This window comes from Aquirufa sp. Wall-65K1, assembly GCF_054558475.1.
The window spans coordinates 1-13,375 of record NZ_JBPXKD010000001.1 but is presented as its reverse complement, the minus strand read 5'-3'; the positions used below and the strand labels follow the sequence as shown (position 1 = coordinate 13,375).

Sequence of the window (13,375 nt, the reverse complement as noted above, 5' to 3'; positions counted from 1 at the left end):
ATAATAAGGCCTATGAATTTCACATTTAAAGATTACCAAACAGAGGGATTTTACGACGAAATGTTCAGTCCAGAAGGACTTGTTCGCGAGGGATATGGACCATTTAAAGAGCGCGTAGAACAATTAAGCCAAGAGGAATTTCTTCGCAGACATCAATCTGCCGAAAGAGCCTTAATGGCCATGGGAATTACCTTCAATGTGTATTCCGAAAATGAAGGCACGGAGCGTATTATGCCTGTCGATATTATCCCCAGAATAGTGAATGGCACGGATTGGGATAATGTAGAAAAAGGGCTAGTACAACGCATTACGGCATTAAATTTATTTTTATCTGATATTTATTCCGATCAAAAAATCATCAAAGACGGAATTATTCCCAAGGAGGTTATCTATTCTTCCAAAAACTTTTTAGCACCCTGCATGGGGATTAAACCACCCAAAAACATTTGGATACATATCACAGGTACGGATTTGATCCGTGGCGACAATGGGGAATTCATGGTCTTGGAAGACAATTTACGTTGTCCATCGGGGGTTTCTTACATGTTGGAAAACAGGGAATTGTTCAAGCAAACCTTTCCTGAGGTCGTGGCCAAAACGCAGATACGAACCATTTCGGATTACCCACATAAATTATTGGAAATGTTGCGCTTCATCAGCGACCGACCTGAGCCAACCGTGGTGGTGTTAACCCCTGGGATTTATAATTCAGCCTATTTTGAGCATTCGTATTTGGCCCAACAAATGGGCGTAGAATTAGTAGATGCCCGTGATTTGGTGGTGCATGAAGGCTATGTGAAAATGCGTACCACCAAAGGCTTCAAAATCGTGGATGTGATTTATCGTCGCATCGATGATACCTTTTTAGACCCAGATACCTTCAACCCTGATTCCATGATTGGTATACCGGGAATATTTGAAGTGTACAAAAAAGGAAGAGTAGCACTAGCCAATGCCCCAGGAACTGGTGTGGCCGATGATAAGGTAATTTATGCCTATGTGCCAAAAATCATTAAATATTATTTAGGAGAAGATGCCATTTTACCCAATGTAGAAACCTATATCTGTGGCGAAGAGGCAGACAGGAAGTATGTCTTAGAAAACATTGAAAAATTGGTAGTCAAAGAAGCCAATGAAGCAGGAGGTTATGGCATGTTGATAGGCCCCAAATCCACCAAAGAAGAGCAAGAAAAGTTCAAACAATACATTTTAGCCAATCCAAGAAACTACATCGCCCAACCAACCATATCCCTATCTCGTGTCCCATGCTTGATAGAAGATCATCCAGAAGGAAGGCATGTGGACCTAAGACCTTATATTTTATACGGTAATGAAGTCAAAGTAATCCCTGGCGGCCTAACCCGAGTAGCCTTACGCAAAGGCTCCTTGGTAGTTAATTCCTCCCAAGGAGGTGGGTCGAAGGATACGTGGGTGTTGTATTAGTTGTTAGGGATTAGGGCTTAGTTATTAGAAAATGTAGAGTGTAGAATGTAGAATGTAGAATGTAGAATGTAGAATGTAGAATGTAGAGTGTAGAATTATTTGTGAAATGCGGTGACTAGTCGCTCCAAATCAACTTTTACAACATGGATTTTCATGTACCGAAGGGCCAAATCGAACAGTAGATTTGTCAAAGAGATTTGTCACAGAGATTTGTCAAATTTTGAAAATTTGACAAATCTGAAGCATTAAAAATCCTAGGTTATTTTTCTGGCATGCATAAAGTGGAAAATAGCGTATTAAACTGGCACACCAACTAAAAGAATAAGCCTGATTTTTTGGCTATTATTGCTTACTTTCCTTCTAACGAAAAACTTTTTCAATCCCTTTGACCACCTAAAAACATGATTTCAGATAAAAATTTAGCCAGATTGGCAGGGTTTTGCTATTTGCTGGTGATTGGAACAGGATTGTTTTCAGAAGTTTTTGTCAGGCAAGCATTACGTGTGCCAAATAATGCCATAGCCACGGCCCACAATATTCAAACACATGAAATGCTTTATCGTTGGGGTTTTGCTGCTGACTTGATCAATTTTGTGCTTGGAATACCCACCATTTTGATCATTTACCACTTTTTCAAAAAATCAAACAAGCTGATCGTACAAATGGCTGTAGCCATGGCTATCATTCAAACGGCCATTATTGCCGTCAATCTGTTGAATCAAATTACTCCTTTGTTATTGTTGAGCCATGACAGCTACTTAAGTACTTTTCAAGCCAGCCAAAAGGCAACAATGGCCCTTTTGTCTTTGAATATTCAAGCACAAGGTTATGGAATTGGTTTGGTATTCTTTGGATGTTATTGCATCCTCATAGGATATGTCATTTTCAAAACCAATGCCATTCCTAGATTTATTGGTGTATTATATGTGATCGCTGGACTCTGCTATTTGATCAATAGTTTTACCATGTTTCTCTCCCAAGGATTCGCCAATCCCTTGTTCATTTACCTAGCCATTCCAATATTTATAGGGGAACTATCTCTTTGTTTGTACTTACTCATCAAAGGAATTGATACATCGAAGTGCTAAGTCAGAATTGTCAAATTTGCGAAATTTGACAATTCTCTCACCCAAATACTCCCAAACCCCTTATCACTAATCCCTAAACACTAATCACTAAACACTAATCCCTAAACACTAATCCCTAAACACTAATCACTAGTATATCTGATTTCACTATAAGTCCTCAAACGTATCTACAGTTCGTAGAAAATATAAAGAATTTTATATTAATGGGAAAATACTTGATAAATTCACATCATTGTTATTACCTTTCAGAATCTAGGAATAATTTAGATACTACACATTTTGTTTATGAAAACAGAATCCATCATACAAAGCAAGAAGTTAGAATTAATTCAGTGGCTATCTACTATTGATGATATAACTGTACTCAACAAAATCTTTGAGTTAAAAAAGCAAGAAAATATAGATTGGTGGAACAGTATTTCTGAATTAGAAAAACAATCTATAGAACAAGGATTGCAAGAGGCAGAAAACGGGAAATTAAATAATCATTCAAAAGCCAAACAGCTTTATGAAAAGTGGTTATAGAATTTTTTGGACGGATCATGCTTTAAATGAATTACACAATACAATCCAATATCTTCAAGAAAATTGGACAACAAAAGAATTACAAAATCTAGCAACAAAAATTGAAGAAGTCATTTCTTTAATTTCTCATAATCCATACCTATTCCAAGTTTCGGGTTTCAAAAAAAATGTTCGCAGAGTTGTCATTGCGAGACATAATTCTTTATACTATCAAATAAAAGAGAATCAAATTGAAATACTTTCGTTCTTTTCTCATCGTCAAAGTTTAAAGAAAAGAAAAGTATAAAATTCCCGCTTTTATCGCATTTCTCCATGTTCACATCCCTACGGTTCAGTGTAAACCGCTGGGCCATGTTGAATGGCGATTCTTAAGCACTAATCACTAAAAAATAAACACTAATCCCTAATGACTAGTATATCTGATTTCTCACCAAATCCTCTAAAGTATCTCTTTTGCGGATTAATTTGGCTTCGGATTGGTCTACCAATACTTCTGCTGGTAAAAAGCGAGAATTATAATGCGATGCCATGGTGAATCCATAAGCTCCTGCGTTGGCAAAGGCTAAGATATCGCCTTCCTTTACTTCATTCAATATGCGCTCGTTTTGATTTCCTTCAAAATCAAAGGAGAAGGTATCTGTCTCGCAGATATTTCCTACCACGCGGTAAGCCTCCTGCTGCAAATCTTCTTCATTGGAAGCATTAAATATATAATGGTAAGAACCATACATCATAGGACGTATCAAATGGTTCAAACCGGAGTTGATGCCCACAAAGGTCTTAATCGGGTCACGTTTAACGACCGTCGCTTTGGTCAAAAGAGTACCTGCCTCAGACACCAAAAACTTGCCTGGCTCCACCCAAAGCTTCAATTCTTTTCCATAATGGGCACAAAACTTCAAGAAGGCATTGCCCATGATTTGACCGATCTCCTGCATATTAACACCCGGATCCTCAGGTGAATAAGGCACTTTAAATCCGCCTCCCAAATCCATTAATTCTAAATCAGGAAAATCCTTAGCAAACTCAAACAAAGCGGAAGCCGCTTGTTCAAAGGTTTTTCCATCCTTAATATCCGAACCCGTATGCTGATGTAAACCAATGACTTTGATTTGGTATTTCTCTATCAAAGTCAAAATTTCAGCCTTTTGATGAATGGAAATTCCAAATTTAGATTCTGGATGTGCCGTCATGATTTTGGCATTTCCTCCTCCAAAAACATGGGGTTTAATGCGCAACAAACATGGAACAGATGAACCATAGGTTTGGCCAAACTTTTCCAATACTGATAGGTTATCTAAATTAACTATTGCCCCTTTAGAAACCGCAAATTCTATTTCCTCAAATTCTACTCCGCTGGGGGTAAATGTAATCTGATCTCCTCGGTAACCTGCCAATAAACCTAATTCCAATTCTTGCGGTGAAACCACATCTAAATCTACTCCTTCGGCTAGCATCAACTTTAAAATGGACACATTGGTATTGGCCTTGCATGCGTACTTAATCGACAAAGATATATCATCAAATGCGTTTCTTAGAACCGAGATTTTTTCCCTAATTTTGTCAGCATTATATACGTATAGAGGTGTACCAAATTGATTGGCAAGGGTTGTCAAAGGAATACCTTGAATGGAATAATAGGCCATTGTAAATAAATTAAGGCACAAAGATAGTGCTAATCTTCTTATCTATGCAGTCAACCAACAAAATAAGACTCTTCCAGCTAGGTCTAATCTTAGGAATACTTAGTTTTTTTCCCACTTTTTCTCAGGTAAAAAGTGGCCCCATGCTGGGTTATTCTGAGATGAAAGAAGTGCTCATTTGGGTACAAACAGAGAAGCCTGCCCAAGTTCAAATCAAATATTGGGAAAAAGGTAAGGAGTCCAATAAATCAGCACACCTCACTCCTGCCATCCTTACCCAAAAATCCCAAGCACATATTGCGCGCATGATTGCGGATGAAGTCAGCATGGGTAAAAAATACACCTATGAAGTTTGGGTCGACAGTAAAAAAGTCAACTTTGATTATCCTTTGGAATTTCAAACGCAAACGCTTTGGCAATACCGAACCGACCCACCTAATTTCAACTTTGTGGTTGGCTCATGCAATTACATCAATGAAGAAGCCACCGACCGACCGGGCAGACCCTATGGAGGGGCCGATGAAATTTATAAGGCCATTTATGACAAAAAGCCCGATTTCATGATTTGGGGTGGTGATAATTTTTATTACCGAGAGGCCGATTGGAATACACGAACCGGCATGATTCATCGGAATGACCATACGCGTGGACAAAAATCGGTTCAACCCTTATTAGCAAGCACGCACCATTATGCCATTTGGGATGACCATGATTATGGCCCCAATGATGCCGATCGTTCTTTTGCCTTAAAGCATACTTCCTTGGAATTATTTAAACTCTATTGGGGAAATCCCAATTTCGTTTATCCCCATGAGGCTATTACGGGAACATTTCAATGGGCTGATGTGGAGTTTTTCATGATGGATGACCGCTGGTTTAAAGCTCCCAATGATGAAAAAAATCCAGCCAAAGATTATTTTGGACAAAAACAATTGCAATGGCTGTTGGACGCTTTGACGAGCAGTCGGGCTAGCTTTAAAATCATTGTCAATGGTGGACAAGTCATAAATCCGGCCAAAGTATTTGAAAACATGGCCAATTACGAACAGGAGCACACTCAATTATTGAAAGAAATTAAAAACCGAAATATCCCCGGCGTTTTATTCATTTCGGGAGACCGCCATTGGTCCAGTTTTTGGAAAATGGATCGTCCTGGCACTTATCCCTTATACGACTTGACCGTGTCACCCTTGACAGCCGGAACTGCCAGTCCTACGCCACAAGACTTAAATTCGGCATTAGTACCGGGCACGGCAAGTAATCAACGTGCATTTGCCCATATTTCTGTCAGCGGTCCGCTAAAAGATCGTATCTTAGAGATTAATTTAGTGAATTCCGAAGGAAAGGAATTGTGGAAACAACGTATCACATCAAGTCAATTGAAATAATATGGAAGTTGTATTAAATCGTATAGATCAAGATTTTCATTTCGAAGCGCGAGGCAGTTCTCCTGTTCCCGTACATATCGATGCCGCAGAAGGAATTGGCGGTCACAATGCTGGTGCTAGACCTATGGAATTACTCCTGATGGGTTTAGGTGGTTGTACGGCCATTGATGTTATCTTGATTTTGAAAAAACAAAGACAAGTGGTGGATGATTTTCAAATCCGTATTTCAGGTACTCGGGAAAAGATTGAAGGAACGGAGAAAACTCCTTTTAGAAGCATCAATATTCAATTTGAATTACAAGGAGCCATTGATGGAGGAAAAGCCCTAAAAGCGATTCAGATGTCCATGGATAAGTATTGCTCTGCCACAGCCCAATTAGAACCTAGTTCAGTGATTACTCATACCCTTTTGTTGAACGGAGAAGCCTTTGAAAATTAATCCATGAAAGCATATTTAGACCTATTACGTCATATCAAAAATAACGGTACTTTTAAATCAGACCGTACAGGAACAGGCACTTTAAGTGTATTTGGGTACCAAATGAGGTTTAACTTGGAAGAAGGTTTTCCCATTTTGACCACCAAAAAAGTACATACCAAATCCATTATTTATGAATTATTATGGTTCTTAAAAGGTGAAACCAATATCAAATATTTAAAGGATCATGAAGTTTCTATTTGGGACGAGTGGGCCAATGAACATGGGGATTTAGGACCTGTGTATGGCAAGCAATGGCGTTCATGGGAAGGACCTAATGGTCAGGTCATAGACCAAATCAAGGAAGTTATTCATACCCTAAAGACCAATCCAGATTCACGCAGAATCATCGTTTCTGCTTGGAATGTAGCTGATTTACCTAAAATGGCCTTGATGCCCTGCCATGCTCTTTTCCAATTTTATGTGGCCGATGGTAAACTATCTTGTCAGTTATACCAACGTTCGGCAGATGTTTTTTTAGGAGTACCTTTCAACATCGCTAGTTATGCCTTATTAACCATGATGATCGCTCAAGTGTGTGATTTAGGCCTAGGAGATTTTGTTTGGACTGGTGGTGATACACACTTATACTCCAATCACATGGAGCAAGTGGAAAAACAATTAACTCGTGAACCGAGAGCATTGCCGCAAATGAAATTAAACCCTAGGGTTAAAGATATCTTTGAATTTACTTACGAGGATTTCACCTTAGAAAACTACGACCCACATCCGGGGATTAAGGCGCCGGTGGCGGTGTAAATTTTAAATGAAGAATGTAGAATGTAGGATTAATAAACCCAACTGTCAACTTATATCAGGACAAGACTTCCTACATTCTTCACTCTACATTCTTCATTCTACATTCTTCATTCTACATTCTTCACTCTACATTCTTCACTCTACATTCTTCATTCTACATTCTTCACTCTACATTCTTCATTCTACATTCTTCATTCTTCATTCTTCATTCTTCATTCTTCAATAATTCTCCTTACCACTTCCGCGGCCGTCAAGCCTTGTGACTCAGCTTTATAGTTTAGTATGATGCGATGCTGAAGAACAGGAACCGCTACTGCCCGAACGTCCTCTACATTAGGAGAAAATCTACCTTGCAATAAAGCACGGCATTTAGCAGCTAAAATTAAGTTTTGTGAGGCTCTCGGGCCTGCACCCCAAGAAATGTATGAATTGCTTACTTCAGTCGCTAAGGCAGAATTAGGTCGTGTTTGATGAACCCATTTCACGGCTGTTTCCACAACATGATCCGGAACAGGCACGCGTTTTACTAATTTTTGGTATTCCAACAAGGTATGGGCATTCAAAATAGAAGCTGGCAAGGTTTCAGCATTGGATTTCTCTGACATTCTTACCACGGCCACTTCTTCTTCATAGGATGGATAATCCAAGACCAACATGAATAAGAAACGGTCCAACTGCGCCTCAGGAAGTGGATAAGTCCCCTCCTGTTCAATCGGGTTTTGAGTCGCTAATACAAAGAAAGGTTTTGGCAAAGGATAACTCTCTCCTGCTACAGAAACTGTCTCCTCCTGCATGGCTTCCAATAAAGCTGATTGGGTTTTGGGAGGAGTACGGTTGATCTCATCTGCTAAAACAATATTGGAAAAAATTGGACCGCGATTGAACACAAAATTTCGTTGGGAATCCATCACCTCAGCCCCAATTATATCTGAAGGCATTAAATCTGGTGTGAATTGAATCCTCCGAAATTCTAAATCGGTCAGTGCTGCCACCGTATGTACCAAACGGGTTTTAGCCAAACCCGGAACGCCCACCAATAAACAGTGACCTTCACAAAATAAAGAAATCAATAATAAGTCAATGATTTCATCTTGACCCACAATGCGATCAGCAACCGCCGCTTTGATTCGCTGAAAATCCCTAACAAATGATTCGGCTAATTGTACGTCGTTCATTATTCTCCAGTTACACTGCCTGCCAATAAATTACAATCTTTATACTCGTCGTCAATGAAAATGAACACATCATCTTTGGCTTTCATAAACCATTTTTCAACTGCTTGATTCTTCTTACGTGATAAAGCAATCGAAGCAATTTTTTGATAATCATCCTTTAGATTAGCAAAATGAGGCGGGTGCTTGGCTTTGAAATATAAGACACGTACCGCACTTCTTCCATCTTCTGTACGGTAAGGAATCGGAGTAGAAATAGTACCAACTTTCATGGAATCTAAGGAAAAATACAAGCCGGGCTCCATACCGCTATCAAAAGGCATACGGGTAGTGCGCGTACCTGGATCAATCAACATTCCTCCAGCATCTTGCGTAGGTTTATCTTCTGAAAACTCTCTAGCTGCCCGATCAAACTTGATGGAATCTCGTTGAATCAACACACGAATACTATCTAAAAACTTAGTAGGCTCAGTTAAATCTAATTTTTGATAATCAGGACGCAACAAAATATGTCTAGCATGGTACTCCTGACCACGAATCTCTAGCAATTGAATCAAGTGGAAACCAAATTCAGATTCTACCACATCTGACATTGTACCGGGCTTTAATTTTAAAGCGGCAGCTTCAAAGGGAGCCACCATCTGTCCACGTTTAGAAAAACCTAAATCTCCACCGCGCTTACCACTTCCTAAATCCTCCGAATACAATTTCGCTAATTCCTCGAAACTCTCTCCTTTATCTACACGTTTGCGATAATCCAATAGTTTTGCCACAAGCTCATCTTTCTGATTTTTATTTGGCTTAGCCAAACGAACAATATGACCTACTTCCACCTCTGAGGGCAAATAAGGCAAGGAATCGGCCGGGATAGCGGCAAAAAATGCAGCTACCTCTTTCGGTGTAATCTTTACATCGCCTGTTATTTTATCCTGCATTTTACGCCCAGTTAATTGCTCCTTTAGCGAGGTCCGGAGATCTTCCTTTAAATTAACGATGGACTTGCCAAAGGCTTCCACAATGTTTTTTGATGAACCATATTGCGTTTCCATTTGATCCATGCGGGAATTTAATTCCATTTCCACACGTTTATCCTCCACAATCACAGAGTCAATCTCTGCTTTGGCTAACATCAATTTGTTGATGACTAAACCTTCCAATAATTGACAGCGTGTAGGTGTGTTGGCCTGACCGCTCGACAAATACTGCTGGTATTGCTGTTCAACCTCTGATTTTAAAATATAATGATTGTCTACTTTGACAATTATCTTGTCTAATAAAGTCCCTTTACTTGCCTCTTGTGCGACAGCTGCCCAAGACAGCATCAACATCACTCCTCCAAAAATCCAACGATTCAATTTCATAAATTTATTATTGCATTATTTTTTGTAATTCCTCCTGCTGAATAACAATAGGATACTTATTCTTCAATTTCTGAAGCCACTCTTTATCTAGTTGTGCTTGTAAATCACGAATGATACTACTTCTACATTCATCAAAAGTCTTTACACGCTGTTCTTCTACTTTTTTAATCTCAAGATAAACATATCGACCTTCAAATTCCAAATTCTTTTTACCTAGTTGCCAGCTTTGAGCATCTAAAACAGGAATTTCACCTTTTTTGAAAATCCCCTCCGTAGCTTCTAAACTTTTAGGTTTAATCGCATTAAATCGCTTTACCACATCATCCATCGACTGGGAAAAGAGCTTAAAACTTACCCGAGCATTTTTAGCCTTATCCGTTTTAGAGGCAGAAACCAATTTTCCTTCATCCTTTTCAATGAAGCGGACGCCACTTATTCCTTTACTCGCCAAAAACTTGACCACTTGATTTACACGAGCTTCTGACAAACTGTCTTGCTCAGAACCATCTATATGCCCTGTCACTTCCACCACATAGTCCCGATTTTTACTCATCAATAAACCCAATTCTTGCAAAACTTTTTTGGCATTAGCAGTTAATTCAGATTGTCCCAATTTAAATAAAATATCGGGGTAACGCTTATTCATTGGGTAAGGAGCGGACTTGAGCAATTCCATGGCATCTGCCAAAGTTTTGGCATTATCGGAAGAAATCAATTTCACTTCAGCCCTTATAGGCATGGTAAAAAGAGCCATATTCTGCTGATAATAAGCATGTTGACGCAAAGAATCCAAGGATTTCTCAAAGATTTCGCGATCCGTAATTTTACTCAATAAACTACCTTCCAAGAACTCCGCCATTTGCTCCTTAAAAGCAGGATATTTGGTTTCTAAATGCTGCTCCTCTGCTTGCAATGTATGAGAATCAATGAATTCCTCTAGCCAGGTTGCTTCTGAAATGGCAGGCAAATAACCTAGTTCTTTGACCTTTCTGCGCTGCTGAGCCACAATAAACTGGTAGAACTCTTGAATAGTAAAGGACTTATCCAATACTTTAAAAAGCGGAAATTGTAACCATGGCTCATCACCAACCCGGTCACGAGCAAAACGTTCCAAAGCCATTTTCTTTGACTCTTCTAAAACAGCAACTCGATTTTCCACGCGTACACGCTTCATAAATGACTGACGGATTAAAGCACTTCGCTCAGGGTCAGTATTTACTTTTTGACGCAAATACTCGGCCATCTCTTCATAAGAAAGAAGCGGTTTTTTATCCAACAACTTAAATATCTGCCAACCTAAATTAGTACGGATAGGCTCCGAAATATCGCCCAAACGCTGTAAACCAAATAATTTATCTTGAAGCTCCTCACTTAAATCCGATGAATAATACCAACGACGTAATTCTCCACCACGACCTTTGGAATAAGGATCCTCGGAATAATTCCGACACACATCTTCATAGCTTTCACCTTTCTTCAAATAGGCTTCTACCTGCTCAATTTTCTTTTTAGCTTCAACTTGAAAAGGAGTAGCTGCATCTACAGGCACGGAAATGAGTATATGAGCCAATCGAATTTTACCCTGGTTAGGACGTTGTTTCAATATTTTAATCAAATGGTACCCACTTGAAGTTCTTACAGGGGCCGAATATTCCCCCAATGCTAATTCATACACCTTATTCTCAAAGGCATATTGCGTCTGTAAACTGGTGATATAACCTAGATTTCCACCTTTTTTAGCTGTTAAATCATCATCTGAAAAACGCTGTGCTAAGGAAGCAAAATCCTCTCCCGCTTTCAACTTTTTATACAAATTATCGATTTTCTGATAAGCAATTAGGGTGTCACCCGGACTTGGATTAGCAGGTAATTTAACTAGAATATGGGCTACTTGCTTTTCATCCTTCAAACGCTGATATGCCTCCTTTACTAAGGAATTTACTTTTTCATTATCCACTAAGTAGGGACTAGCTAATTCCTTACGGAAACTGGCATATTCCTCTTGAAATCCCGGTGTTTCAGCCAATTTTTCATCCTCAGCCGCAACTAATTTTAGAGATAAATCTAAATAATCTGATAAAAATTTATTCTTATTGTCAGGTTTGATACTGTCACTTTCAATCAAACGACGGTATATCGATGAAAACTGCGCAGAACTGATTTTTTTAGGTCCAATCTGAATAGGAAATCCCTCTTGAGCCAAAGAGCTCGGAAGGGCAAAAAGAAGATATATAGATACTACTAAGTAAAAACGAAAGCGCATAGTTTAGCAATTTTGCTTGTCCAATGGGTTATAAACGTCAACAAGCTTATAAAATTACGAATATTCCCTAAATAAACCCTTTAATTCATCAATCCCTTACGCTTATTTCATAAGAGAAATCATAGTGATAGTCATTGAGCATCTTAGGTCCACTTTTCCATGTTCCTTTTTTGTTCAAACTCGCCACTTGATCCCAAGTAATTTGCATTTCTGAAATCCCCAAGCGATCATTCCCATCCCATTTACTCCATAATTCCATACCTAAACCACTCGCTTTTAATCCCCACATGAACCAGCCAAATGGATGAGTCACGGAAGATAATTCCAATAGAGATACAGGAACTTGCAAAACCCCTCCCCACTGGTTTACTTGTCGCAATACTCGCTTAATTTGTTGATAATCATCTATTTCCCACAAAGTCACTTGAATACCTAAACGTTGACCAGGCTTTAATGAAAGGGACAAGGAAGGAATAGCTTTTAATGAAAGCGCTATACCTTGTTTTACTTTTCCTAGGTAATGCGAGGACTGTTGAATCTGTACCACCTGCTGATTTTCAATGGCCACAATGGAATAAACCAGTAATAATTCATCTGCTTGTGTGATATTCTCTTGAATATTGGTAGCCAAAATTTGATTCAATCGAAACTGTACTTGTTTATTGGGAATAAATTGCTTTTCAGCCTGGGCTGTTTTAACAGGAATGGCCTCTTTTCTACAAGAGAACAAAGTTATAAGTAGAAAATATAGGAGGATTTTTCTCATAAAGCGGCCTTAGGCTCTTGCTGAGTTAAACAATGAAAACTTCCTTGGCCCCAAATAATTTCTCTTGCGGAAAGTCCAATCACAGGTCTATCTGTAAATAATTGAGATAAGATATCCAAAGCCACTGCATCTTGTGGACAATGAAAAATGGGTACTATGACCGCAGCATTACAAATATAGAAATTCGCATAGGAGCCCGGCGCTCTAAATTCATCGATTACCACGGGATCAGGCATAGGGATTTCAACAATTCGCAGGGGACGACCATCCAAAAGCTTCATTTCCTTCAGCTCTTGTAAATTTTGAGCCAACACCGCATGATTATCATCATCCAATTTGGGTTCTATCATGGTGATAACAGTATCTTCATTGACAAAACGTACCGTATCGTCAATATGGCCATCTGTATCGTCACCCACAATGCCATCACTCACCCATAAAACTTGCTCCACACCATAAAAGTCTTTCAGATATTTTTCAATCTGTTCT

General features: G+C 39.1%; 13 protein-coding genes. 7 read left to right on the top strand and 6 right to left on the bottom strand.

Translation table 11 applies throughout. From position 1 onward, the window contains the following. Positions 1-12: 12 nt before the first annotated feature. The 4 genes from ACST15_RS00065 to ACST15_RS00050 all read left to right on the top strand — a co-directional run bounded on the left by ACST15_RS00065 (position 13) and on the right by ACST15_RS00050 (position 3,342). The gene (locus ACST15_RS00065; protein WP_459452551.1) at positions 13-1,443 is read left to right on the top strand and encodes a circularly permuted type 2 ATP-grasp protein; all 1,431 of its coding nucleotides are present in this window, start codon (positions 13-15) and stop codon (positions 1,441-1,443) included. Between the two features lie 401 nt (positions 1,444-1,844). Beyond that, complete coding sequence (locus ACST15_RS00060; protein ID WP_459452549.1) at positions 1,845-2,531, top strand: DUF4386 domain-containing protein; 687 nt, start codon at positions 1,845-1,847, stop codon at positions 2,529-2,531. A 285-nt stretch (positions 2,532-2,816) separates the two neighbouring features. Continuing rightward, positions 2,817-3,056 (top strand): hypothetical protein, encoded by a 240-nt coding sequence (locus ACST15_RS00055; protein ID WP_459452547.1) that lies wholly within the window; start codon positions 2,817-2,819, stop codon positions 3,054-3,056. Then, a complete protein-coding gene (locus tag ACST15_RS00050; RefSeq protein WP_459452545.1) occupies positions 3,040-3,342 on the top strand; it encodes a type II toxin-antitoxin system RelE/ParE family toxin in 303 nt (100 codons plus the stop codon). Before ACST15_RS00055 ends, ACST15_RS00050 begins: the two co-directional genes overlap by 17 nt. A gap of 124 nt (positions 3,343-3,466) precedes the next feature. Here ACST15_RS00050 and lysA read toward each other — a convergent pair whose 3' ends face one another. Then, positions 3,467-4,702 (bottom strand): diaminopimelate decarboxylase, encoded by a 1,236-nt coding sequence (lysA, locus tag ACST15_RS00045; RefSeq protein ID WP_459452543.1) that lies wholly within the window; start codon positions 4,700-4,702, stop codon positions 3,467-3,469. Positions 4,703-4,746: 44 nt separating this feature from the next. On the opposite strand from lysA, the gene ACST15_RS00040 reads away from it, so the two are divergent. The 3 genes from ACST15_RS00040 to ACST15_RS00030 are packed head-to-tail and all read left to right on the top strand — an operon-like array spanning position 4,747 to position 7,324. After that, positions 4,747-6,087 carry an alkaline phosphatase D family protein gene (locus ACST15_RS00040; protein ID WP_459452541.1) on the top strand — a complete coding sequence of 447 codons (1,341 nt, stop codon included), beginning with the start codon at positions 4,747-4,749 and terminating at the stop codon, positions 6,085-6,087. Between the two features lies 1 nt (position 6,088). Then, on the top strand, positions 6,089-6,526 hold the full coding sequence (locus ACST15_RS00035) for an OsmC family protein (protein ID WP_459452540.1): 438 nt from the start codon (positions 6,089-6,091) through the stop codon (positions 6,524-6,526). Positions 6,527-6,529: 3 nt separating this feature from the next. Then, on the top strand, positions 6,530-7,324 hold the full coding sequence (locus tag ACST15_RS00030) for a thymidylate synthase (RefSeq protein WP_459452538.1): 795 nt from the start codon (positions 6,530-6,532) through the stop codon (positions 7,322-7,324). A 212-nt stretch (positions 7,325-7,536) separates the two neighbouring features. Here ACST15_RS00030 and ACST15_RS00025 read toward each other — a convergent pair whose 3' ends face one another. From ACST15_RS00025 to ACST15_RS00005, 5 genes are all read right to left on the bottom strand, one after another. Then, the gene (locus ACST15_RS00025; protein WP_459452536.1) at positions 7,537-8,499 is read right to left on the bottom strand and encodes an AAA family ATPase; all 963 of its coding nucleotides are present in this window, start codon (positions 8,497-8,499) and stop codon (positions 7,537-7,539) included. Further along, the gene (locus ACST15_RS00020; protein WP_459452534.1) at positions 8,499-9,857 is read right to left on the bottom strand and encodes a peptidylprolyl isomerase; all 1,359 of its coding nucleotides are present in this window, start codon (positions 9,855-9,857) and stop codon (positions 8,499-8,501) included. Before ACST15_RS00020 ends, ACST15_RS00025 begins: the two co-directional genes overlap by 1 nt. Positions 9,858-9,864: 7 nt before the next feature. Continuing rightward, positions 9,865-12,120 (bottom strand): peptidylprolyl isomerase, encoded by a 2,256-nt coding sequence (locus ACST15_RS00015; protein ID WP_459452533.1) that lies wholly within the window; start codon positions 12,118-12,120, stop codon positions 9,865-9,867. A gap of 88 nt (positions 12,121-12,208) precedes the next feature. Continuing rightward, positions 12,209-12,886 (bottom strand): hypothetical protein, encoded by a 678-nt coding sequence (locus tag ACST15_RS00010; protein WP_459452531.1) that lies wholly within the window; start codon positions 12,884-12,886, stop codon positions 12,209-12,211. After that, the coding region (locus ACST15_RS00005; RefSeq protein ID WP_459452529.1) for an agmatine deiminase family protein at positions 12,883-13,375 on the bottom strand (493 nt) is incomplete at its 5' end. The genes ACST15_RS00010 and ACST15_RS00005, both read right to left, overlap by 4 nt.